At 64.9% G+C, this 21,571-nt stretch carries 19 protein-coding genes; 11 read left to right on the top strand and 8 right to left on the bottom strand.

The genetic code is table 11. The annotated features are described in order from the left end of the window. Nucleotides 1–17: 17 nt before the first annotated feature. The 5 genes from V5279_RS23810 to V5279_RS23790 all read left to right on the top strand — a co-directional run bounded on the left by V5279_RS23810 (nucleotide 18) and on the right by V5279_RS23790 (nucleotide 5,815). Nucleotides 18–1,763 carry a glycosyltransferase family 39 protein gene (locus tag V5279_RS23810; protein WP_338688416.1) on the top strand — a complete coding sequence of 582 codons (1,746 nt, stop codon included), beginning with the start codon at nucleotides 18–20 and terminating at the stop codon, nucleotides 1,761–1,763. A 1-nt stretch (nucleotide 1,764) separates the two neighbouring features. Continuing rightward, the gene (locus tag V5279_RS23805; RefSeq protein ID WP_338688414.1) at nucleotides 1,765–2,610 is read left to right on the top strand and encodes a phosphatase PAP2 family protein; all 846 of its coding nucleotides are present in this window, start codon (nucleotides 1,765–1,767) and stop codon (nucleotides 2,608–2,610) included. Between the two features lie 84 nt (nucleotides 2,611–2,694). Then, complete coding sequence (locus tag V5279_RS23800; protein ID WP_166306729.1) at nucleotides 2,695–3,474, top strand: glycosyltransferase family 2 protein; 780 nt, start codon at nucleotides 2,695–2,697, stop codon at nucleotides 3,472–3,474. Continuing rightward, on the top strand, nucleotides 3,474–3,812 hold the full coding sequence (locus V5279_RS23795) for a lipid-A-disaccharide synthase N-terminal domain-containing protein (RefSeq protein ID WP_166205274.1): 339 nt from the start codon (nucleotides 3,474–3,476) through the stop codon (nucleotides 3,810–3,812). Before V5279_RS23800 ends, V5279_RS23795 begins: the two co-directional genes overlap by 1 nt. A 200-nt stretch (nucleotides 3,813–4,012) precedes the next feature. Next, nucleotides 4,013–5,815, top strand: coding sequence for a M23 family metallopeptidase (locus V5279_RS23790; RefSeq protein WP_338688410.1), 1,803 nt, complete (start codon nucleotides 4,013–4,015; stop codon nucleotides 5,813–5,815). Nucleotides 5,816–5,860: 45 nt separating this feature from the next. Here the strand turns inward: V5279_RS23790 and V5279_RS23785 are convergent, their stop codons facing one another. Together V5279_RS23785 and V5279_RS23780 are read right to left on the bottom strand one after the other, a co-directional pair. After that, a complete protein-coding gene (locus tag V5279_RS23785; RefSeq protein WP_338688408.1) occupies nucleotides 5,861–7,543 on the bottom strand; it encodes a Na/Pi cotransporter family protein in 1,683 nt (560 codons plus the stop codon). A gap of 166 nt (nucleotides 7,544–7,709) precedes the next feature. Next, nucleotides 7,710–7,892: a hypothetical protein gene (locus tag V5279_RS23780; protein ID WP_338688405.1), complete on the bottom strand. Its 183-nt coding sequence runs from the start codon at nucleotides 7,890–7,892 to the stop codon at nucleotides 7,710–7,712. A 345-nt stretch (nucleotides 7,893–8,237) separates the two neighbouring features. On the opposite strand from V5279_RS23780, the gene V5279_RS23775 reads away from it, so the two are divergent. After that, entirely contained in the window at nucleotides 8,238–8,483 is a 246-nt protein-coding gene (locus V5279_RS23775; protein WP_029083893.1) for a PilZ domain-containing protein, read from the top strand. Between the two features lie 140 nt (nucleotides 8,484–8,623). Further along, complete coding sequence (locus V5279_RS23770; RefSeq protein ID WP_338688397.1) at nucleotides 8,624–9,457, top strand: tetratricopeptide repeat protein; 834 nt, start codon at nucleotides 8,624–8,626, stop codon at nucleotides 9,455–9,457. A 42-nt stretch (nucleotides 9,458–9,499) separates the two neighbouring features. Here the strand turns inward: V5279_RS23770 and V5279_RS23765 are convergent, their stop codons facing one another. The 5 genes from V5279_RS23765 to metC all read right to left on the bottom strand — a co-directional run bounded on the left by V5279_RS23765 (nucleotide 9,500) and on the right by metC (nucleotide 15,311). Further along, entirely contained in the window at nucleotides 9,500–10,771 is a 1,272-nt protein-coding gene (locus V5279_RS23765; protein WP_338688395.1) for an AAA family ATPase, read from the bottom strand. After that, complete coding sequence (locus V5279_RS23760) at nucleotides 10,768–11,511, bottom strand: CpaD family pilus assembly protein (RefSeq protein ID WP_156928869.1); 744 nt, start codon at nucleotides 11,509–11,511, stop codon at nucleotides 10,768–10,770. Before V5279_RS23760 ends, V5279_RS23765 begins: the two co-directional genes overlap by 4 nt. Before the next feature lie 30 nt (nucleotides 11,512–11,541). Further along, complete coding sequence (locus V5279_RS23755) at nucleotides 11,542–13,011, bottom strand: type II and III secretion system protein family protein (protein WP_414645832.1); 1,470 nt, start codon at nucleotides 13,009–13,011, stop codon at nucleotides 11,542–11,544. A gap of 13 nt (nucleotides 13,012–13,024) precedes the next feature. Beyond that, the gene (gene cpaB / locus V5279_RS23750) at nucleotides 13,025–13,828 is read right to left on the bottom strand and encodes a Flp pilus assembly protein CpaB (protein WP_338688393.1); all 804 of its coding nucleotides are present in this window, start codon (nucleotides 13,826–13,828) and stop codon (nucleotides 13,025–13,027) included. 286 nt (nucleotides 13,829–14,114) lie between these two features. Then, a complete protein-coding gene (gene metC / locus V5279_RS23745) occupies nucleotides 14,115–15,311 on the bottom strand; it encodes a cystathionine beta-lyase (protein WP_338688390.1) in 1,197 nt (398 codons plus the stop codon). 324 nt (nucleotides 15,312–15,635) lie between these two features. On the opposite strand from metC, the gene V5279_RS23740 reads away from it, so the two are divergent. Genes V5279_RS23740 through V5279_RS23725 form a run of 4 tightly spaced genes read left to right on the top strand, consistent with a single transcriptional unit; the run spans nucleotide 15,636 to nucleotide 20,155 of the window. Continuing rightward, nucleotides 15,636–16,655 (top strand): amino acid ABC transporter substrate-binding protein, encoded by a 1,020-nt coding sequence (locus V5279_RS23740; RefSeq protein WP_166295296.1) that lies wholly within the window; start codon nucleotides 15,636–15,638, stop codon nucleotides 16,653–16,655. A gap of 24 nt (nucleotides 16,656–16,679) precedes the next feature. Next, a complete protein-coding gene (locus V5279_RS23735) occupies nucleotides 16,680–17,885 on the top strand; it encodes an ABC transporter permease subunit (protein WP_338688385.1) in 1,206 nt (401 codons plus the stop codon). After that, complete coding sequence (locus V5279_RS23730; RefSeq protein WP_338688383.1) at nucleotides 17,882–19,402, top strand: amino acid ABC transporter permease; 1,521 nt, start codon at nucleotides 17,882–17,884, stop codon at nucleotides 19,400–19,402. The genes V5279_RS23735 and V5279_RS23730 overlap by 4 nt, the downstream gene beginning before the upstream one ends. Before the next feature lie 12 nt (nucleotides 19,403–19,414). Next, nucleotides 19,415–20,155 (top strand): amino acid ABC transporter ATP-binding protein, encoded by a 741-nt coding sequence (locus V5279_RS23725; RefSeq protein WP_166205262.1) that lies wholly within the window; start codon nucleotides 19,415–19,417, stop codon nucleotides 20,153–20,155. Between the two features lie 66 nt (nucleotides 20,156–20,221). On the opposite strand, the gene V5279_RS23720 is transcribed toward V5279_RS23725, so the two are convergent. Next, nucleotides 20,222–21,256 carry a cysteine synthase A gene (locus tag V5279_RS23720; RefSeq protein ID WP_338688371.1) on the bottom strand — a complete coding sequence of 345 codons (1,035 nt, stop codon included), beginning with the start codon at nucleotides 21,254–21,256 and terminating at the stop codon, nucleotides 20,222–20,224. Nucleotides 21,257–21,571 lie beyond the last annotated feature (315 nt).

Genomic DNA, 21,571 nt, shown 5'->3' with positions numbered 1-21,571 from the left:
CATCGTATGCGAAACCCATGGTGGATAGCCTCCAACCCCGGCGCTTCGGAGCAGGGCAACAGTCTGTAAAACCTGCGCATTCGAGCCGCAGGCTGTTCATGGCGTTCGAGTTCGCAACGGCCAGCCAATGGCGTTCGATCCTGTTCCTGACGCTGACCTGCCTGGTGTTGTTCCTGCCGGGCCTCTTCACCATCCCGCCGATCGACCGCGACGAGGTGCGCTTTGCCCAGGCGACCAAGCAAATGGTCGAGAGCGGCGATTTCGTCGATATCCGCTTCCAGGACGACGTCCGTTACAAGAAGCCGGTCGGCATCTACTGGATGCAGGCGGCGGCACTGAAGACGATTTCCGCGCTCGGGGTGCCGCGCGCTCAGGTCCGCATCTGGGTCTATCGCCTGCCGTCGCTGATCGGCGCGATCGGCGCGGTGTTGCTGACCTATTGGACGGCACTCGCCTTCGTGACGCGACAGGGGGCGGCGCTGGCCGCCTTGATGATGGCAAGTTGCGTGCTGCTCGGGGTCGAGGCACGGCTTGCCAAGACCGACGCGATGCTGCTCTTGACGGTCACCGCCGCGATGGGCGCGATGGCGCGGGTCTATCTGTCCTGGCAGCGCGGCGAGGATCCGGCGCGTCCGTCATGGGGGCCGCCTGCGATCTTCTGGACGGCGCTGGCGGTCGGCATCCTGCTCAAGGGGCCACTGATCCTGATGTTCGTTGGCCTCGCGATGGCCGCGCTCGCTATACTCGATCGATCGGCGGCGTGGTTCTGGCGCATGCGCCCGGTCTGGGGCCTGATGTGGACCCTGGTGCTGGTGCTGCCATGGTTCGTTTTGATCTTCCTGCGCGCCGGTGAGACCTTCTTTGCCGACTCGGTCGGCGGCGACATGCTGAGCAAGCTTGGCGCGCAGGAATCCCACGGCGCGCCACCCGGGGTCTATCTGCTGCTTTTCTGGATCACGTTCTGGCCCGGCGCGCCGCTCGCCGGCATGGCGGCGCCGGCGATCTGGCGCGCTCGGCGCGAGCCCGGCGCGCAATTTCTGCTGGCCTGGTTGATCCCGTCCTGGATCGTGTTCGAGGCCGTGCTGACCAAGCTGCCGCATTACGTGCTGCCGCTTTATCCGGCGATCGCGATCCTGACCGTGGGCGCGCTGGAGCGGCGCGTGCTGTCGCGCTCCTCCTGGCTGCTGCGCGGCGCCGCCTGGTGGTTCGCGATCCCCGCCTGCGCCTCGGTGCTGGTGATCGTCGGCGCCATCAAGGCGATCCATCAGCCGGTGTTTCCGGCCTGGCCCCTGTTCGCCGTCGCGATGGTGTTCGGCCTGATCGCCTGGTGGATGTTCGAGGACAGCCGTGCCGAGCGCTCGCTGCTCAATGCGGTGATCGCCGCAGCGCTGATGGCGGCCGGCACCTATGGTGTGGTGCTGCCGCGGCTCACCACCGTGTTTCCGAGCCAGGAGGTCGCGCGCGCCTTGCGCAATGTGACCTGCGTCGGTCCGAAGGCGGCGGCCGCAGGCTTCCACGAGCCGAGCCTGGTGTTCATGACCGATACCTCGACGCTGCTCACCGACGGATCGGGCGCTGCCGATTTCCTGGGGCAGGGCTCCTGCCGCTTCGCGCTGGTCGAGCAGCGCTCGGAGCGGTCCTTCGTGCAGCGCGCCGAGGCGATCGGCCTGCGCTACAACGCGCCGGTACGCGTCGAGGGCTACAACATCTCACAGGGCAAGGCGGTCTCGATCGCGATCTTCCGTTCCGAAGGGACGGAGTGATATGCCGGCGCCGCCAGCCACGCTGGAATCCGCCAATTATTTCGGACGATTGCTGACGCTGGTCTGGCTGTCGCTTGCCCAACTGGTGCGCGCGCCGTCGCATTCGCGCCGGGCCGAGGCGGCGCGGCGCTCGGCGCGCCACGTGCTCCTGCTCGTCGTCATCCTTGGCGCTGCCATCATCACGCTGATGTACGCGTTGGACGTCGCCGAAATCAGCGCGATGCCCCCGCGCGGTACGCCGGGCCTCTGGTGGGTGCGAATCCTGACTGATTTCGGCAAGGACGAATATGTGCTGTGCGCGCTCGGCCTGCTGCTGGTTGTGGTCGCATTGGCAGCGCCGGCGCTGCGCGGCGTGCCGCGCGCGACCCTGCTCGGCCTCGGGACGAGGCTGCAATATTTGTTGCTGTCCGTCGCGCTGTCGGTGGCGCTCGGGGAAGTGATCAAGTGGATCGTCGGCCGCGGGCGGCCGTTTGTCGGCGGCAAGGCCAATGCCTTCAACTTCCAGCACTTCGCCGGCACCGAGGCCTATGCGAGCTTTCCGTCGGGACATTCGATCACTGCATTCGCGCTGGCCTTTGCCGTGTCAGCGGTGTGGCCGGGTGCGAGGCTTGCGATGCTGGTCTATGCGCTGATCATCGCCGCGACCCGGCTGGTGTTGCTGGCCCATCATCCGAGCGACGTGGTGGCCGGCGCGCTGGTCGGCGTGATCGGCGCGATGGCCGTGCGCTACTGGTTCGCTGCCCGCCGCCTTGGTTTCGCCATTCATCACGATGGCACCGTTGTGGCCCTGTCCGGGCCTTCGGAAGGGCGCCTCAAAAGGGTTGCGAGGAGCGCCTTCGCCCCATAAAAGCGGTCGCCCGACGGCCGGATCGGGCTGGTTCCATCGCTGATAACACCAACCACGAGTGCCGATTTGCCTGCTCCCGACCAGATGCCGGTCGCCGTTTCCATCGTCGTGCCTGTGCGCAACGAGGCGGACAATATCGCGCCGTTGATCGCCGAGATCGCGGCCGCGCTCGACGGGCGCTGGGCTTACGAGATCGTCTACGTCAATGACGGCTCGACCGATGCCACCGGCGAACGTCTGAGCGCGATCATGGCGCAGCGGCCCAATCTGCGGCAGCTCCGCCACGCCGTCTCGTCGGGCCAGTCCGCCGCCGTGCGCAGCGGCGTTCGTGCCGCGCGCGGTGCGATCGTGGCGACGCTCGATGGCGACGGCCAGAACGACCCCGCATTCCTGCCGGACCTGATCGCGGCGATCGCGAGCGGCAATGGCCGCGTCGGGCTTGCCGCAGGCCAGCGCGTCGGGCGCAAGGACACCGGCTTCAAGAAACTGCAATCGCGCATCGCCAATAACGTGCGCAGCGTCATCCTGCGTGACGGCACCCGCGACACCGGCTGCGGACTGAAGGCGTTTCCACGCGAGGTGTTCCTGGCAATGCCCTATTTCGACGGGCTGCATCGTTTCCTGCCGGCGCTGGTCCGCCGCGAGGGGCTCACGATTGCCTATGTCGACGTCGTCGATCGCCCGCGGCATTCCGGCGTGTCGAATTACGGATTCTTCGACCGGCTCTGGATCGGGATCATGGATCTCGCCGGCGTATGGTGGCTGATCCGCCGCAAGAAGCCGACACCGGTCGTCACCGAAGTGCCTGATGTCACCGAAGTGACGGGCGTCGCAGAAGTGCCGGTCGTGACCAAGGTGAAGTGATGCTGATTCAGTACGGCCAGGCGCTGAGCGCCTATTTCTACGACGTGTTCGTCGCCAAGTTCGACTTCTGGCTGGCGTTCGGCCTCGTCGCGCAATTGCTCTTCACCGCGCGCTTCCTGGTGCAGTGGATTTCCAGCGAGCGCGCCGGCCAGAGCGTGGTGCCGATGGCGTTCTGGTTCTTCTCGATGGGCGGCGGTCTGATGACGCTGATCTACGGGCTCGCCAAGCGCGAACCCGTCATCATCATCGGGCAAGGCCTTGCCACGCTGATCTACATCCGCAACATCATGCTGATCGTGAAGAGCCGGGGCTCCGCGTCGAGGACGCTTGAGCGCTGATCCCTGCGGCTGTCGGCGCGGCGAGCGGTATGCTGAGCCTCCTCCCGAGTCTCGACAGATGCAGCGTCGGCCCGGCTCGGCAATAATTGGACCGCACCTGAACGAAGGTCAAACAATCGCCCCAAGGCGTATGGCATCTACGGCTTGCCGCGGGCGTGACGGCATTCCGAGATCGTGCGCCAAGGGGATGAGGGGCGTTGATGACCGGCCGTGGCGAAGCGACCAAAGCGGGTAGTCATCGATCGAGCGTCCGCAATATCCCATCGCTTGACGAGCCGCCGCTGACCGGCGAAGGCGAGCCGCCGGACCGGCGCGCGGTCAGTCTCCGCTGGATGGCGGGGACGGTTCTGATTGGCGCCGCTGCTGTCGCGCTCCTTGTTGGCGCGCTTCGCGGAGCATTCGGCGATCACATGCGATTCGCAGTATCGCCGGTCGTGCCACTTCCGCGCTTCACAGGGCAGGTGGTTGACGAGGCGCGGCGCGGCGACCGTCTGGATCGCAGGCCCGGCGCGCAAGGCAATCCCTCTGCGCTTAGGATCGAGCAGTTGAGCGATGCCGGTTCGGTCCGTCGATTTACCCGCGTGTCAGCGCGACTCGCGGAGATCGATCCCGAACCACAACAGGACCATCGTCGCGAAGCACCGGGATATGGCAAGGACGACCAGCGAGCGAGTTCGCTGCTGCCGGAGTTGCCATCGATCATGCGAGCAGGTCCATCGCGCGGTGGGCTGCCTGGCGGCACCAGCGCCTACGCAGACGATGAAGACGCGCCGCGTCCGCCGTCGCCGACAGGTGAGGCGATCAACGTCACCAGCCTTCCCAAATCTCCTTCGCCGTCTCGTCACCACCGACACGTCATTATCGCCAGAAGCGGTGACACGCTGTCGGCCATTCTGCGGGCGTTAACTGCCGTTGCTGCGGACGTGCCGGCGATCCTTGCCGCTTTCCCGTCGGCCGGCGGCCAGGAGGCGCTGTCGGGTGGCGAGAAAATCACGATCGTGGAACAAGACGGAGAGGCCGGTTCGGCACTTGGTCATGTCGCGAAAGTGTCGATCGAACGGACGGACGCCAGTGTGTCCGCCGTCGGTCGCGCCGATAGCGGCCAGTACCAGGCGATCGTGCCGGAACAGCCGGATATCCCCCTCCGGAGCGAGAGCTTGCTGCGTGAGTCGATCGACACGCATGCCGTCCCCGGTGAAACGCTACGTGATGGTCTCAATGCGCTTGCACGCTCCAATCACGTCGATGAGGGGATCGTTGCCGAGCTGATGCGCCTGTGTGGCCGCGATTTCGACCTCGATGAGCCACTCGGCGACGCCGATGTGGCTGAGATCATGTATGCCTCCAACGAAATTGGCCAACCGGAGCTGGTCTTCATTGACCTGACCGCGGGCGGGCAGACGCACCGCTACTACCGCTTCACGGCGCCGGACGACGGCAGCTCCGATTTCTACGATGAGGCTGGCCAGTCCATCACCAAATTCCTGTTGCGCAAGCCGGTCGTGAGCGGGCGCCTCGGCGACGGTTTTGGCTGGCGTACTCATCCGATCCTGGGCGACCGCCGCTTCCATGAGGGCGTCGACTATGCCGCGCCCTATGGTTCGCCGATTGCGGCCGCGGGCGCCGGCGTCGTCGAGACCGAAGGGTACGAACGCGGGTACGGGAAATATATCCGTGTGCTGCACGATCGCGGCTATGAGACGACCTATGCCCACGTCGCGAGCTTCCCGGCCGGGCTGAAGATCGGCGACCGGGTTCGCCAGGGCGAGACGATTGCCTATGTCGGATCGACCGGGCTCTCGACCGGACCGCATCTCTATTATGAGGTGCGGATCAACGGCCGCAAAGTCGATCCGCTTCGGATGAGATTGTCAGGCGGCCGGCTGCTGCAAGGCGATCTCCTTGGCGCGTTCGATCGCCAACGCGACAGCATCGACCAGCTCGCTGCCGCCTCCGCGTTTCCACAGCGGCATCCCGGTTCCGAACACCGGCCGCCGACGTAGCGGAGATCGTAGCACGCGGTGCTGCTCCGGCGCGCCTTCGTTTGATCAGAGCCGCCCGGGTGCCGGAAGTTCGGCCGGATCAACCGCGCTCTCGCGATCGGCAGCGGTCTCGCCGGCGGCGTCGAGCACGGGGTAGGCGACCGAGCAGATATGCGAATGGATGCGGCGAAGGTCGCGCAGCACGTCGAGATGCAGCGACGTGGTCTCGATGGTCTCGGGCCGGCCTTCGCGCAGGCGCACCAGATGCCGCTCGACAGCGGTCAGTTCGGCCGCGCGCAGCGCTGCCTTCTCGCTGAGCAGCTTGCGCGCCTCGTTGGCGTCGCCCGACATGAACACGCCGAACGCGATCCGCAGCGAGTCGATCGTGCGCTTGTGGAACGCCGACAATTCCTCGGCGCCTTCAGCGGAGAATTGCAGGCGGTGCTTGATCTTCTTGGTCGCGAGCTCGCTCAGATTCTTGTCGATGATGTCGCCGATATGCTCGAGATTGATCGCAAAGGAGACGATCTCCATGGCGCGCTGGCCTTCGCGCTCGTCCAGGCTGCCGCGGGTGAGTTTCGTGACGTAAAGCTTGATCGCCTCGTTGAGCCGGTCGACGGTGTTGTCCATCTTCGACACCTGGTCGACCAGGGCGCGATCGTTGGTCATCATCGCCGCCATCACTTTGCGCAGCATGGCCTCGGTGTGGTCGCCCATATGCAGCACCTCCCGCGCGGCATCGGCCAGCGCGAGCGAGGGCGTCTCCAGCGCGCTCTCGTCGAGATAGCGCGGCCGTGACGGATCGGTCTCCTGCGCCCGCTTCGGCAACAGCCGCTCGAGCAGCCGCGCCATGTGGTCGAGCACGCCGATGAACAGCAGCGCGGTCGCAACGTTGAAGGCAATGTGGAACAGCGCGGTCGCCTTGGCGAGATCGGGCTGCCAGGCATGAATATACTCGGTGATCGGGCGCAGGAACGGTGCCACCAGCAGGATGCCCACAATGCGGTTGACGAGGTTGCCGACCGGCAGGCGGTAGCTCGCCGGATTGTCGCGCCGCGCGCCCTCCATCAACGGATTGATGGCGCTGCCGAGATTGGCGCCGAGCACGAGCGCAAACGCCGCGTATGGCGAGATGAACTGGGAATAGGCCAGCGACATCACCAGCAGCACGCTGGCGACGCTGGAATGGACCAGCCAGGTGACGACCGCGCCGATGAAGATGCAGAGCACGGGATCGCCGGTGATCGCGCCCAGGAACACGCGCACGCTGGGCGCGTTCTCGGCCGGCGCCATCGTGTCGAGCAGGATGTGCAGCGCCAGCAGCATCAGGCCGAGGCCGATCGAGACGCGGCCGAGATCCTTGATCCGGGAGCGCGGCCCGCTGCGGAACGCGACCAGGCCGGTGATGAATAGAACCGGCGCAACAGCGGCAACATTGAACGACAGCACCTGCACGATCAGCGTGGTGCCGATATTGGCGCCGAGCATGATCGCGAGCGCCGGCACCAGGCTGACGATTTCCTCGGCGGCGAAGGAACTGGTGATCAGGGCGGTGGCGGTCGAGCTCTGCAGGAGAGCGGTCAGACCAAGGCCGGCGCCAAGGGCGCTGAACCGGTTGTTCAGCGCTCTCGCCAGCAACAGCCGCAAATCCGGCCCGAAAGCCCGCAGAATCCCGCTGTGGACCATGTGCAGGCCCCACAGCAGGAGCGCGACGCCCCCCATCAGATCGAGCAGAACTAGGCTTCCCATACTTCCTGATATCCCGGAAAATTCGAGTCGAAGGGGCGCACGCTATAGTCAAATGACCTGATATCAACCCCTTTTTGTTCCCGTTGGAACCTGATGACGGGGAGGGGCCGTCATGAAAGAGGCCGCCAACCGAGGCGGCCTCGATCGATCTATGGGTGCCGACGGGCTACTTCAGGCCCAGATTGGTGCAGTACCAGGCGAGGGCGTTGTTATCCCAACCGAGGCTGAGCAGCTTCGAATGGCAATCGTTGACGTTGGCGAAGTTGTAGTAGTTCCTGCACGGCACCGCCGTGCCGCCCCACCCGGTCGTGCCGTTGCATCCGATGCGGGTGTCCGCAGTGATCGTCATGTTGTTGGCTCGTTGCGGGGTCCCGCCATACGCCGGAGCCGCTGACAGGACGGCTGCGATGAGCAGTGACGAGGCTTTCATGTCTGTTTGCCTCCCAATTGTCGGGAACAGCAAATGCTATCCCAGGGTGAGCACGCCCGGCAATGCGATTAGGAAATTGTTAATATTGGGTGGGTGCCGCGGTCAAAACATGCCGGCGGCACACCGGGGCGAGGCCGCGCCCCCGGTAAATGATTCTCGAACACGACCGCTCAATTGCGATTGGTTCCGCTAGGCAGTTCCCAATCTTTCCCCGTTATGACGGGAGGAACGAGAAACTATCCAGCCGAGGCCTTGGGGATCAGTATGTTTATGAATCGCCGCAAGAGCGAACGCCGCGCGTGCCGGAGCGTCGCCAAAATTCAGTTGGGCACGGGGTCGCTGCCACGCGACTGCATGATCACCGATATCTCCGCCGGAGGTGTCAAGGTGATCGCCGAATATCTCGAGATCCCGCCGGAATTCACCATCATCCTCTCGACCGGCAGTCCGCGTCAGTGTCGCCTGGCCTGGCAGATCGGACACGAATTCGGCGCCCAGTTCGTCGACTGATCGGCCACCACGCCGACGACCCGCGAAGCGGCCCGTGCAGCCTCGCGGGCAGGCATGACGGCGACATGATGGCATCCTTAACCGGAACTTAGGGTTAAGCTGTGAGCATCCCGGAACCTTCGCTGTTCCGAGTCTCATTGATGTCTGAGAAACTACCCCGACCGAAAGGCCGTGCGCGTCGTCTCGCCGGCTCGGTATCCGCTGTGATCCTGCTGATCCTGCTGATCGGGCTGTCCGCCTGTCAGACGTCGGGTCCGTCCGACATCACGGGGTCATTGGGCGACACCGCGGAGGCCACGCCGGCTCCGGCCGATCCCCGGCGCGACATCGCGACCTTCCACGAGCGTGTCCGCGCCAACCCGAAAGACATCGACGCCGCCCTGAAATACGCCCGGGCGCTGCGCGCCACCGGCCAGCGGGCGCAGGCGGTCGCGGTCATGGAGCAGGCGGTCCTGGCGCAGCCGAGCAACAAGGCGCTGCTCGCAGGTTACGGCCGGGCGCTCGCCGACAACGGCAATTTCCAGCAAGCATTCGACGTGCTCGGACGCGCGCACACCCCCGAAGACCCGGACTGGCGCATCCTGTCGGCGCAAGGCGCCGTGCTCGATCAGCTCGATCGCCACGACGAGGCCCGCCAGTACTACGCGAGTGCGCTCAAGATCGTGCCCGACGATCCGTCGGTGCTCTCCAATCTCGGCCTGTCCTATCTGCTGTCGAAGGATCTGCCGAAGGCCGAGGAGACGCTGCGCCGTGCCCGGGAGCGCGCGCCCGGCGACATGCGGGTGCGAACCAACCTTGCCGTCGTGATCGGCCTGCAGGGCCGCCAGTCCGAGGCCGAGACCATCATGAAGGCGGATTTGTCGCCGGAAGAGGGCTCGGCCAATGTCGCCGCGCTGAAGCGGCTGTTGGCGCGCAGGGACGCGAGCCGGAGCGATACAGACAAGATTCCGGTCGCCACCGTCCGTCGCGATTAGGTCGAACGATACCTGAGATAGCGAAACCTGGGATCAGGAATGCTAGCCGGCGGCCCGGCGGCCGTCGTTGCGGCGTGACTGCAACTTCCTCAGGATAGGCGACAGGAACGACTCGCGGGCTTCCGCAAGGTCCGGGCGGCCGGTCAGGCGCTGGGCGATCTGCAGGAAAGTCCGTGTGGTGCGGTGGCGTGCGGAGACTTCCGCGATCATCTGACCATTATTGGCGGCTTCGCCGAACAGCCTGCAGTCGAACGGGATCGCCGCGATCGGCTGGCTATCGATCGTCTTGGCGAAGTCCTTGACCTCGATCTCGGGACGCTTCGACATGCCGACCTGGTTCAGGCAGTACAGCGGCGGCCGGTCGTTGGGCCGCGCGGTCTTCAGCAGGTTCATCATGTTCTTGGTGTTGCGCATGTTGGCGAGGTCGGGCTCGGCCACGATCAGGATATCGTCGGCGCCGACCAGCACGCGTTTGGTCCAGGCGGTCCATTGATGCGGAACGTCGAGCACGATGCAGGATGTGGTCATCCGCATCGTGTCGAAGATGGCATCGAACGCTTCGGCACCGAAATCGTAGACCTGATCGAGCGTGGCAGGCGCCGCCAGCAGGCTGAGATGATCGCCGCACTTCGAAAGCAGGCGCTCCATGAAGGCGCTGTCCGGACGCTCGGGTGCGTACACTGCGTTGGCGATGCCTTGCACCGGATCCTGGTTGTAGTCGAGGCCGGCGGTGCCGAAGGCGAGGTCGAGATCGATGACGACCGAATCCAGCCCGAGGTCGCGCGCGATGGTCCACGCGACATTGTGAGCGATGGTCGAGGCGCCGACGCCACCCTTGGCGCCCGCGACCGCGATCAGGCGGCCGACGGAAACCGCTTCGGAGGACGAGAACAGGCTGCAGATCGAGCGCACGATGTCGAGCACCTTGACCGGCCCGATGACGTAATCGTTGACGCCGCGCCGCACCAGTTCGCGATACGGCGCAGCCTCACCCGGCGTGCCGAGCACGACGACGCGGGTGCCGGGATCGCAGACCGTGGAAAGCTCGTCGAGACCGGCGAGGAAATCGCTGTCCGGCTCGGTTTCCAGCATGATGACGTTGGGCGTCGGCGCCTTGTGATAGGTGTCGATCGCCGCGGCGATGCCGCCCATATGGACGGAGAGGTGGGCCTTGGCGAGCCGCCGGTCGTCGGCAGCGGCGCGCGCGGTGGTGGCAGTCGCGACGCTGGCGCAGAAGGCCTGCACGGAAATCCGCGGCGCCGGCGCGATGTAGTCGTTGCCGTGCTGCGGCTCGTCTTGTTGTTCGGCGGTCATTTCGCGGCGTCGCTCAGCTTGGCTTTCTCGGCTTCGGGATAGGTGGTCGCGGTCGTTTCGCCCTTGCGATATTTCTCGAACGCGATCGAACGGCGCGGCGTGTAGGCTGCGGTCTCGGTCCTGGGCTGTTCGAGGTCGGACGGATTGGCGACCATCGCGGCGAGGTTGCGCTGCGTGGCGCAGCCGAAATTGTCGTACTGCTTGTTCTCGTTGTAGGCGGGATTGTAGATCGAGGGGCCGAGGTCGGCCGGCCACAACCCGCAGGGGCCGGCAACTGCGGCCATCTTCGGATAGCTGAGGCGAATGGTGGCAAGCGCGCGCGGATCGTCCACGCGATAGGCACGCCTGGTGATGGCGTGAGCGGGCACGCCCATCGACGCGAGCAATCCGCGGATCTCCTGGTACACCGCCTGTGCCGAGCGCGAGTTCGGGGTGTCGGCCGGCACGTCGATCGCAATCGCGCCGGTGCCTTCGCGGCGCCAGGTGCGGGCCAGCCCCATGACGTCGTCGCGCTGGGTTTCGGTGAGATTGCCGCGGGCCCGGCCCACGAAGACCACGATCGACTGCTCGCCCTCGGTGACCGCGATCGGGTGCCGTTGCCGGTAGTCGTCGGGGACCGTTCCGGTGGCCATATTATCGCCGGTCAGATTGCAGCCGCCAAGCGCGATCGCGCTGACGAGAAGGGCGCCGAACAGCGGCAGCGTTCTGGCCCGACCGTTCCGTGTGTTGCGTGTCATCATTCGATCCCCCAACCCCATTAGGTTCCCGCCTCAGTCGATGATGAAGCCGAAATTGACCGGCGTGGCGCCGATCGGTTCGGCACGTGCGGCAACGCCGTAGATGCGATTGACCCGCGCCAGCAGCGCCGACTGCGCGTCGGACGCCGGGGCAAATCCGTCATCCGGACGGGACAATTCCTTCTGCGCGACCGCACGCACCACATAGGGCGTCACGATGACCATGAGTTCGGTCTCGTTGTTGACGAAGTCCTGGCTCCTGAACAACTGGCCGAGGACCGGAATCTGATCGACCCCGGGCATTCCGTTGACGGCCTGCTTGGTCTGTTCCTGGATCAATCCAGCCATCGCGATCGAGCCGCCGGAGGGCACTTCCAGCGTGGTGTCGGCGCGGCGGGTCTTGATCGAGGGAATCGTCGTGCCGCCCTGGCCGCCGGTCAGAGCGTTCTCCATCGAGACTTCGGAGACCTCGGTCATCACCTTCAGGCTGATGCGCCCCTCCGACAGCACCACCGGAGTGAAGTTGAGCGAGATGCCGAACTTCTTGAAGCTGACGGTCTGGACGCAATTGCCGATCGTGCCCGACGTCGTGGTCTGGCAGGTGGCACCGGTCGGGATCGGAAACTCGCCACCCGACACAAAGGTCGCCGACTCGCCCGAGATCGCTGTGAGGTTGGGCTCGGCCAGCGTTTTGACCACGCCCGCGCTCTCCATCGCACGCAGCGTGGCAGTGACCGTCGGCACGCCGAGCTTGTTCAGGGCCGCTCCGGTCAGCACGTTGCCGGGGGCGAGCGGTCCGTTGTTGGCGGTGAAGGCGTTGGCGTTGTTGAAGACCACCGCGGCGGTGCCGTAGTTCATGTTGGCGCTGAGATCGACGCCGAGCTGCTTGACGACATCGCGGCGCACTTCGGCGACGGTGACCTTGAGCATCACTTGGTCACGGCCGCGCACCACGATGGAGTTGACGACCTTGTCGGCGCTGCCGACCAGCTTCGCGGCGATCTCGCCGGCCTGCTGGGCTTCGACCGGGCTCGCAACCGTGCCGGTCAGCACCACGCTCTCGCCGACACCCTCGATCTGGACGCCCGGCAGCATCTGCTTCAGCGCGGCGCGCATGCCGTTGAGGTCGCGCTTGATCGCGATGTCGTAGGAGGCGACCTGGTTGCCGTCGGCGTCGAAGAACACCACGTTGGTCTGGCCGACCGCCGCGCCGATGATGTAGGCGCGCTGCGCCGAGCGGATCACGGCGTTGGCGATCTTGGGATCGGCGACCAGGACGTCCTTGGCCTCGCGCGGCAGGTCGACCACGACAGACTTGCCGACGCCGAGCGAGACGAAGCGCGTCTTGGCGGCAATGCTGCTCGTCACCGCGACATCCGCGTTCTTGTCGGGATCGGCCGCGATGGCGAGGGCAGGGATCAGCATCAGTGCGGTCACCGCAGAGAATGACAGCGAACGGACCAGCGTGGTCGGCGTTGCCAGTTGTCTTGCACCTGATGTCATGTCGAAGCCCCCATCACTTCTGTGTCGTCTGAGAGCTCGGGACGCCGAAGCGCACCACCTTGATGCTCTCGCCCCGCTTCGGGGCATGGTCGTTGGTCTGATCGATCGTCTCGTTGACGTCGGCGATGCTGCGTAGCGCAAGCGCCAGCGTGCCGGTTTGCCGCGCGCGCGCGAGCGTCTCGGCCTGTTCGGGCTTGAGCTCGAGGGTCACGGTCTTGCCGACGAGGGAGTTGTTGCCGTCCTTCTCCTTCGGCGCCTGGTCGATCGCCAGCACGCGGACGTTGGACAGCAGGATTTCGGTGGTGACGATGTCGCGGGCGCCTTGCTGCTGATCGGGATTCTTGTCGCGTCGCGACAGGATCACATCGACGCGGTCGTTCGGCAGGATGAAGCCGCCGGCGCCGGTTTCCGGCGAGATTTCCGTGGAGATCGCGCGCATGCCGGAGGGCAGGATCGCGGCCATGAAGCCGCTGCCATTGGCCTTGACCAGCTTTTGCTCGCGGATCGGTTCGCCGACGATGAAGGGGGCGCGCGCGATCGAGCCGATCACTTCGGTCATGGCGTCGGCATTGGTGTCGTGGCGCAGGAACGCGCTGCTCGCGGTTTCAGCGGGCCAGCGCTGCCACTGCACGTCTTCGGCCTTGAGCGACTGACCGAGGCCGATGTCGGACTTTGCCACCAGCACCTCGACGGTCGGCAGCTGCGCCACCGGCGGCGGCGGTGGTGCCGGTTTGCGATCGCCAACGCTTGCGAGATACATGGCCGCGAGGCCTGCGACGCCGGCGATGCCGAGGACCACGATGCGTGCCGTCTTCATGCGATTGTCTGAATGCCCTTAACGCGGGGCAGTCACGTCCTTGCGGCACCGACAGCCCTTCCCGTGAGCATCACTACGGCCGCAAAAGTATAAGGGAACTTGATTGAAGGTCCGGACAATTAAGGGATTGGTGGGGATGGTGAACGGCGAGTTATCGGCGTCGTCACTTCTCCGCAGAATCCCGGAGATCGAGCGTGCTCAACGCGCGCGTCGTCGGTCGCAGCGCGGCGTAACGGCCGGTCGGTCGTGGTTAAATATCGTCTAACGCGCGAGGCGCGCGTCAGGATCAGAGCGCTGCCTTCAACGCCGCAAATCCGCGATCGAGATCGGACTTGAGGTCGTCGAGATTTTCCAGCCCGATGTGCAGCCGCAGTGCCGGCCCGCCCGGCGACCATTTGGTCGCGGTGCGATAGTCGCTGCAGTCGAACGGGATCGCGAGGCTCTCGAAGCCGCCCCAGGAAAAGCCCATGCCGAACAGCGTCAGCGAATTGAGCATCGCGTCGACCGCGCTCTGCGGCACAGGCTTCAGCACGATGCTGAACAGGCCGGAGGCGCCGGTGAAGTCGCGTTTCCAGATCGCGTGCCCAGGATCGGTCTCGAGGGCAGGGTGCAGCACGCGCTCGACCTCGGGCCGCGCCGCAAGCCAGCGCGCCATCTCGAGCCCGGAGCGGTGGTGCTGCGCAAGCCGCACCGAGAGCGTGCGGACCCCGCGCAGCGCGAGATAGACGTCGTCAGGGCCGGCGCAGACGCCGAGCAGTCGGATCGCCTCTTGCACCAGCGGCCAGGCCTTCGCATTGGCCGCGATGGTGCCGAACATGATGTCGGAGTGGCCGCCGACATATTTGGTGCCGGCCTGCATGCTGATGTCGACGCCCTGTTCGAGCGAGCGGTGATAGAGCGCCGTCGCCCAGGTGTTGTCGTCGATCACGAGCGCGCCGCGGGCGTGCGCGACGGCCGCTATCGCCCGCACATCGGGCATCTCGAAGGTCTGCGAGCCGGGCGCCTCGATCAGCACGGCGCGGGTGTTCGGCTTGAACAGCGTCTCGATGCCGGCGCCGATCAGCGGATCGAAATAGCTGGTCTCGATGCCATAGCGCTTGAGCATATTGTCGCAGAAATTGCGGGTCGGCCGATAGGCGTTGTCGCACACCAGCAGATGATCGCCGGCCTTCAGCACGGCGAGCAGCGTGGTGCTGATGGCCGACAGTCCCGACGGGGCGAGGCCAACGCCGGCGCATTGCGGTCCTTCCAGTGCGATCAGCACGTCCTGCAGCGCCCGCGTGGTCGGGCTGCCGTGTCGGCCATAGGTAAATTCGGCGCGATGGGCGTGGAGATCCTCAGCGGTCGGATAGAGCACGGTCGAGCCGTGAAAGACCGGCGGGTTGACGAAGCCCTTTTGGGCCTTGCTGTCGCGGCCGGCCGTGACCAGGCGGGTTGCGGCATGTTGCAGATGGGCGGGCTTGGTGTCGTCGGAGGAGGTCATGGATCGCTGCCATTAGACTTTTTGCGGAGGTCGCAACGCGTCGGGAGGACAGGGCTACGCCGGGAGGTGTTACTAACAGGACGCAGAAGACATGCGTCAACCCCTTGACCCGGCTCGTCAGTCGCTATGTGATGCGGCGCAACTACCAGTCGCCGCACGTTGAGGGGCCTGCCGCGACCTACGATCCGTTGCCTGACCGGTTTGCGCGCAAAACTGCCGGTCAGATCAGGCATCTTTTTGCTGCAAGGGATCACTGGGATGGCCCGTGAACGCGAGGCGATCACAAAGCAAACGTCCAACGGACGACCCTGAAAGGCCCTGCCCATGAAACGCGTATCCCTGGCTGTCATCCTAGCCGCTGCCGCCGCCGCCCTGTCGGTTCAGGCGGCCTCGGCGCAAACCCTCAAGACGGTCAAGGACCGCGGTCAATTGTCCTGCGGCGTCAGCCAGGGTCTGCCTGGTTTTTCATCGCCCGATGACAAGGGCAACTGGACCGGGATCGATGTCGACGTCTGCCGGGCCATTGCGGCCGAGATCTTCGACGACCCGACCAAGGTCAAATTCGTGCCGCTGTCGGCCAAGGACCGCTTCACGGCGCTGCAATCCGGCGAGATCGACGTGCTGTCGCGCAACACCACCTGGACGGTGTCGCGCGATACTTCGCTCGGCGCCAATTTCACCGGCGTGACCTATTATGACGGGCAGGGCTTCATGGTGAAGAAGTCGCTCAAGGTCAATTCGGCGCTCGAGCTGAACAGCGCCTCTGTCTGCGTGCAGACCGGCACCACGACGGAGCAGAATCTCGCCGACTTCTTCAAGGGCAACAACATGAAGTACGAGGTGATCGCTTTCGGCACCATCGACGAGGCCGTCAAGGCATATGAATCCGGACGCTGTGACGTCTTCACCGACGACGCCTCCGGACTCTATGCCAGCCGCCTGAAGCTCGCGAATGCCGCCGATCACATCGTGCTTCCGGAAATCATTTCCAAGGAGCCGCTGGGGCCGATGGTGCGCCACGGCGACGACCAGTGGTTCGACATCGTGAAGTGGACGCTGTTCGCGATGATCAATGCCGAGGAACTCGGCATCACCCAGAAGAATGTCGACGCGATGTTGAAATCGGACAAGCCGGAAATGAAGCGGGTGCTCGGCACCGACGGCAATCTGGGCGAACAGCTCGGCCTCACCAAGGACTGGGTCGTGCGCATCGTCAAGGCGGTCGGCAATTACGGCGAAACCTTCGAGCGCAATGTCGGCACCGGCTCGCCCCTCGGCATCGCCCGCGGCGTCAACAATCTCTGGAACAAGGGCGGGATCCAGTACGCACCGCCGATCCGCTGATCGGCCCAGCCAACGGCTGCCGCGATGAGCATCGCGCCCCGAAAACCACCGCTGCAATTTGCCCTCAGGCTGAAGCGTACGCTTGGCGGCAAGGCCGGCTGGAACGGGTTGGCCGCCCAGATCGGCTTCGCCGCGATCCTGGCCTGGATCGCCTATGAGATCGTGGCGAATGCACGCTTGAACCTGGAGACCCAGCACATTGCGTCGGGTTTCGGCTTCCTCAACTACAATGCGGGCTTTGACGTCAGTCAGAGCCTGATCGCCTACACAAATGCCGACACTTACTGGCGCGTGTTCTTCGTCGGCCTGTTGAACACGATCCTGGTCTCGGTGATCGGCATTGTCTTCGCAACCGTGATCGGCTTCATCGTGGCACTCTGCCGGTTGTCGCCGAACTGGCTGCTGTCGCGGATCGGTGGCATCTATGTCGAGATCATCCGAAACCTGCCGCTCTTGTTCCAGATCCTGTTCTGGTATCTCGCGGTGCTCGCCGCGCTGCCGGCGCCGCGGCAGAGCATCTCGATCTTCAGTGCGTTCTTTCTCAACAACCGCGGCCTGATCGTGCCGCGACCGGTCAGCGAGCCGGGGCTGGATCCGTTCCTGGCTGCACTCGCGATCGGCATCATTGCGGCGCTGGGCTTGCGGCACTATGCGAAGCGCGCTCTGTTCCAGCGCGGGCAGATGATCCGGATCGGGCCCTATGTCGCTTGTTGTCTCGTCGGCCTGCCGCTGGTCGCGATGCTGATCTTCGGCCGGCCGGTCGCCTTCGAGCTGCCGCAGCTGAAAGGCTTCAACTTCGCCGGCGGGGCGCGGATCATCCCAGAATTCGTCGCGCTCACGGTGGCGTTGTCGACCTACACGGCGGCCTTCATCGCCGAGATCGTCCGCGCCGGCATCCTGTCGGTGCACAAGGGACAAATGGAGGCGGGTTCCTCGCTCGGCCTGAGCCGCAGTACGACGTTGCGGCTGATCGTGGTGCCGCAGGCGATGCGCGTCATCGTGCCGCCGCTGACCAGCCAGTACCTGAACCTCACCAAAAACTCGTCGCTCGCGGTCGCTATCGGCTATCCGGATCTGGTGTCGGTGTTCGCCGGCACGGCGGTGAGTCAGACCGGGCAGGCGATCGAGATCATCGCCATGACAATGGGCGTCTACCTGCTGCTCTCGCTGACGACGAGCGCCATCATGAGCATCTACGGCTGGCGCATCAACCGGAGCCTGGCGACATGACGGATATGGCCGCGTCGTCCTTTGTCCGGCAGGATCTGGTCCCCGAGCGCCCCGCGCCGGCAAAGACCACCGGCTTCATCGGCCTGGTGCGTTCGCGGCTGCTGAGCTCGCCGGGCAATATCCTGCTCACGATCCTCGGATTGCTGCTGGTCTGGTACACGGTCATCCCGGCGTTCAGGTTCCTGCTGGTCGACGCGGTCTGGACCGGCAAGGACCGCACCGCGTGCCTCGCCGAAAACGCCGGACATGCGGTCGGCGCCTGCTGGCCCTATATCCAGGCCAAGCTGGCACAGCTGATCTATGGCTTCTATCCGGAGGCCCAGCGCTGGCGCGTCAATCTGACCTTCCTGCTCGCCGCAATATTGCTGCTGCCGCTGCTCGTTCCGCGACTGCCGGCCAAGGGGGTGAACTCCGGCCTGTTCTTCTTCGCCTTTCCGGCGGTGGCATTGTTCTTGCTGCATGGTGGCGGCATCGCCGGATTCGGCGTGAGCTGGACGGCCGGCCTGTTGCAGCTGTTCGACGAGAGCATCGGCGGCGCCGGGCAACTCCTGGTCAATCTCAGCAAGACCTCGGCGATCGCTCCGTTGTTCTGGGGGCTCGGCAAGCTGATCGTCCTGATCGGCTTGCTGATCCACTGGCTGATCTATCCGCTGAGCTGGCTGCGCGACCAGATGCAGGCCTCGTCGCAACCGGTCTGGGTCGACTTTCTGGTCACCGCCGTGATCGTCTCCGCCGTTCTGTTCGTTCTCGGAGGTGGCGTGCGCACCGGCCGCCGGGCGCTGATTGGCAGCCTTGTGACGTTTGCCGGGATCGCTGTCGTGATCAAGCTGATGGGGCTCGACCGCGGCGGCCTTCCGATCGTCGACACGCGGCTGTGGGGCGGCCTTCTGGTGACGCTGGTGATCGCCATCACCGGCATCGTCGCCTCGATGCCGATCGGGATCGCGCTGGCGCTCGGCCGCCGGTCGAGCATTCCGCTGATCCGGATCTTCTCGATCACCTTCATCGAATTCTGGCGCGGCGTGCCGCTGATCACGGTGCTGTTCTTCGCGACCTACATGCTGCCGCTGTTCGTGCCGGGCAATTTCGCCGTCGACGGCCTGATGCGCGCGCTGATCGGGGTCGCACTGTTCACCGGCGCGTATCTCGCCGAGGTGATCAGGGGCGGCCTGGCGGCCGTGCCGCGCGGGCAGCCGGAAGCCGCGTCCGCGCTTGGCCTGTCATGGTGGAAGACGACGTCGCTGATCGTGTTGCCGCAGGCGCTGCGCTACGTCATTCCCGGCATCGTCAATACCTTCATCGGGCTGTTCAAGGATACCTCGCTGGTATCGATCGTCGCGCTGTTCGATCTGTTGGGCTCATTGCGGGCGTCGTTCGCCGATCCGGTCTGGACCACGCCGACGACGGCATTCACCGGCTTCGCCTTCGCCGGCCTCATCTACTTCGTGTTCTGCTTTGGAATGTCGCGCTACTCGCTGTTCGTCGAAAATCGGCTCAACGCCCACCGCCGCCACTGAACAAGGGTCACCATGTCCACAACCCCGATCGTCAATATTTCCGCGCTCAACAAATGGTACGGCGACTTCCACGTGTTGCGCGACATCAACCTCGAGGTCGGCAAGGGCGAGCGCATCGTGATCTGCGGCCCGTCCGGCTCGGGCAAGTCGACGCTGATCCGCTGCATCAACGCGCTGGAGGAATTCCAGGAGGGCGAGATCGTGGTCGACGGCATCGAGCTCGGCCCGAACCTGCGCCGCGTCGACGAGGTTCGCCGCGAAGTCGGCATGGTGTTCCAGAGCTTCAACCTGTTTCCGCATCTCACCGTGCTCGACAATTGCACGCTGGCGCCGATCTGGGTGCGCAACATCCCGAAGAAGGATGCCGAGGCGGCCGCGATGAAGTTCCTTGAGCGCGTCAAGATCCCGCACCAGGCCAACAAGTTCCCCGGCCAGATGTCGGGCGGTCAGCAGCAGCGCGTCGCGATCGCCCGCGCGCTCACCATGAACCCGAAGGTGATGCTGTTCGACGAGCCGACCTCGGCGCTCGACCCGGAGATGGTTAAGGAGGTGCTCGACACCATGGTCGATCTCGCCAGGGAGGGCATGACCATGCTGGTCGTGACCCACGAAATGGGCTTTGCCCGCGAGGTGGCCAACCGCGTCGTGTTCATGGACGCCGGCCAGATCATCGAGTCGAACACGCCGCAGGAGTTCTTCGCCAACCCGCAGCACGCACGGTCGAAGCTGTTCCTAAGTCAGATCCTGAGATGAGCGAATACCGAAGGGCGAGTGGCGAATGAGGAGTCCACTCGCTATTCGCCACGCATCATTCGCCAATCACACCAGCGGCAGCTCGATCTTGCTGCGCTTTTCCAGCCATTCCGGGACCGGCAGATTCTTCGAACGCATGAAGGCCGGGTTGAACAGCTTGGACTGATAGCGGTTGCCGGAGTCGCAGAGAATGGTGACGATGGTCTTGCCCGGGCCGAGCTGCTTGGCGAGCTGGATCGCGCCGGCGATGTTGATGCCGGTCGAGCCGCCGAGGCACAGGCCTTCGTGCTCCAGCAACTCGTAGATGATGGTCACGGCTTCCTCGTCGGAGATCAGGAACGCGGTGTCGACCTTCGCAGTCTCGACCACAGGCGTGACGCGTCCGAGCCCGATGCCTTCCGTGATCGAGTCGCCCGGCGTCGATTTGACCTGTCCATTCTTGAACAGTTCGTACATCCCGAAGCCGTGCGGATCGGCACAGGCGGTGACGATGGCCGGGTTCTTTTCCTTCAGGTAGCGGCTGATGCCGGCGAGCGTGCCGCCGGTGCCGACCGAGCAGATGAAGCCATCCACCTTGCCGTCGGTCTGTTGCCAGATTTCCGGTCCGGTCGAGTCGTAATGCGCCTTGGGATTGTCGAGGTTGTTCCACTGGTCGGCGAACAGCACGCCGTTCGGTTCGGTCTTGCGAAGCTGCTCGGCGAGACGCCTGCCCAGATGCTGGTAGTTGTTCGGGTTGGAGAACGGTAGCGCCGGCGCCTCGACGAGCTCGGCGCCGCACAGCCGCAGCATGTCCTTCTTTTCCTGGCTCTGCGTCTCCGGAATGACAATCAGCGTGCGATAGCCGCGCGCACTCGCCACGACCGCAAGGCCGATGCCGGTATTGCCCGCGGTCGACTCGACCACCAGGCCGCCCGGTTTCAGCGTGCCGCGCTTCTCTGCTTCCAGGATCATCCATTTGCCGGCGCGGTCCTTCACCGACTGGCCGGGGTTCATGAACTCGGCCTTGCCCAGAATGGTGCAGCCGGTCAGTTCGGATGCGCGCTTCAGCTTGATGAGCGGCGTGTTGCCGATCGCTTCGATGACGTCTTTGTTGAATACCATGTCGGGGAATTTCTTTGCCGGTCTGTGTCTTGCTTGCCGCGAACCTAGTGTGCTGATCGAAAAAGGGAAGGGCTTTTGCACTGCGGCAAATGGCGGGCCCAACACGCTTTGCCGCGCGGGCGCGGATATCACGGGCATCGGGAGAACGGCGTTTTGCGGCGGTCGGGACGCCCAGCAGAATCGTTCTGCGATCCGCGGTTTTGCGTCAGTTGCGCACGGCAGACCCGATCAAAACCCGACGGCGCGGGGCGCGATACTGCAAGATGGGCGTTGCTCCGGCACATCCTTGCGGATTCGGCGCAACAGGGCTGAGAA

It is taken from the genome of Bradyrhizobium sp. 26S5, from assembly GCF_036923295.1.
In the GTDB taxonomy this organism is placed as follows: domain Bacteria; phylum Pseudomonadota; class Alphaproteobacteria; order Rhizobiales; family Xanthobacteraceae; genus Bradyrhizobium; species Bradyrhizobium septentrionale.
This window is presented reverse-complemented; position numbering and strand designations above follow the sequence as displayed.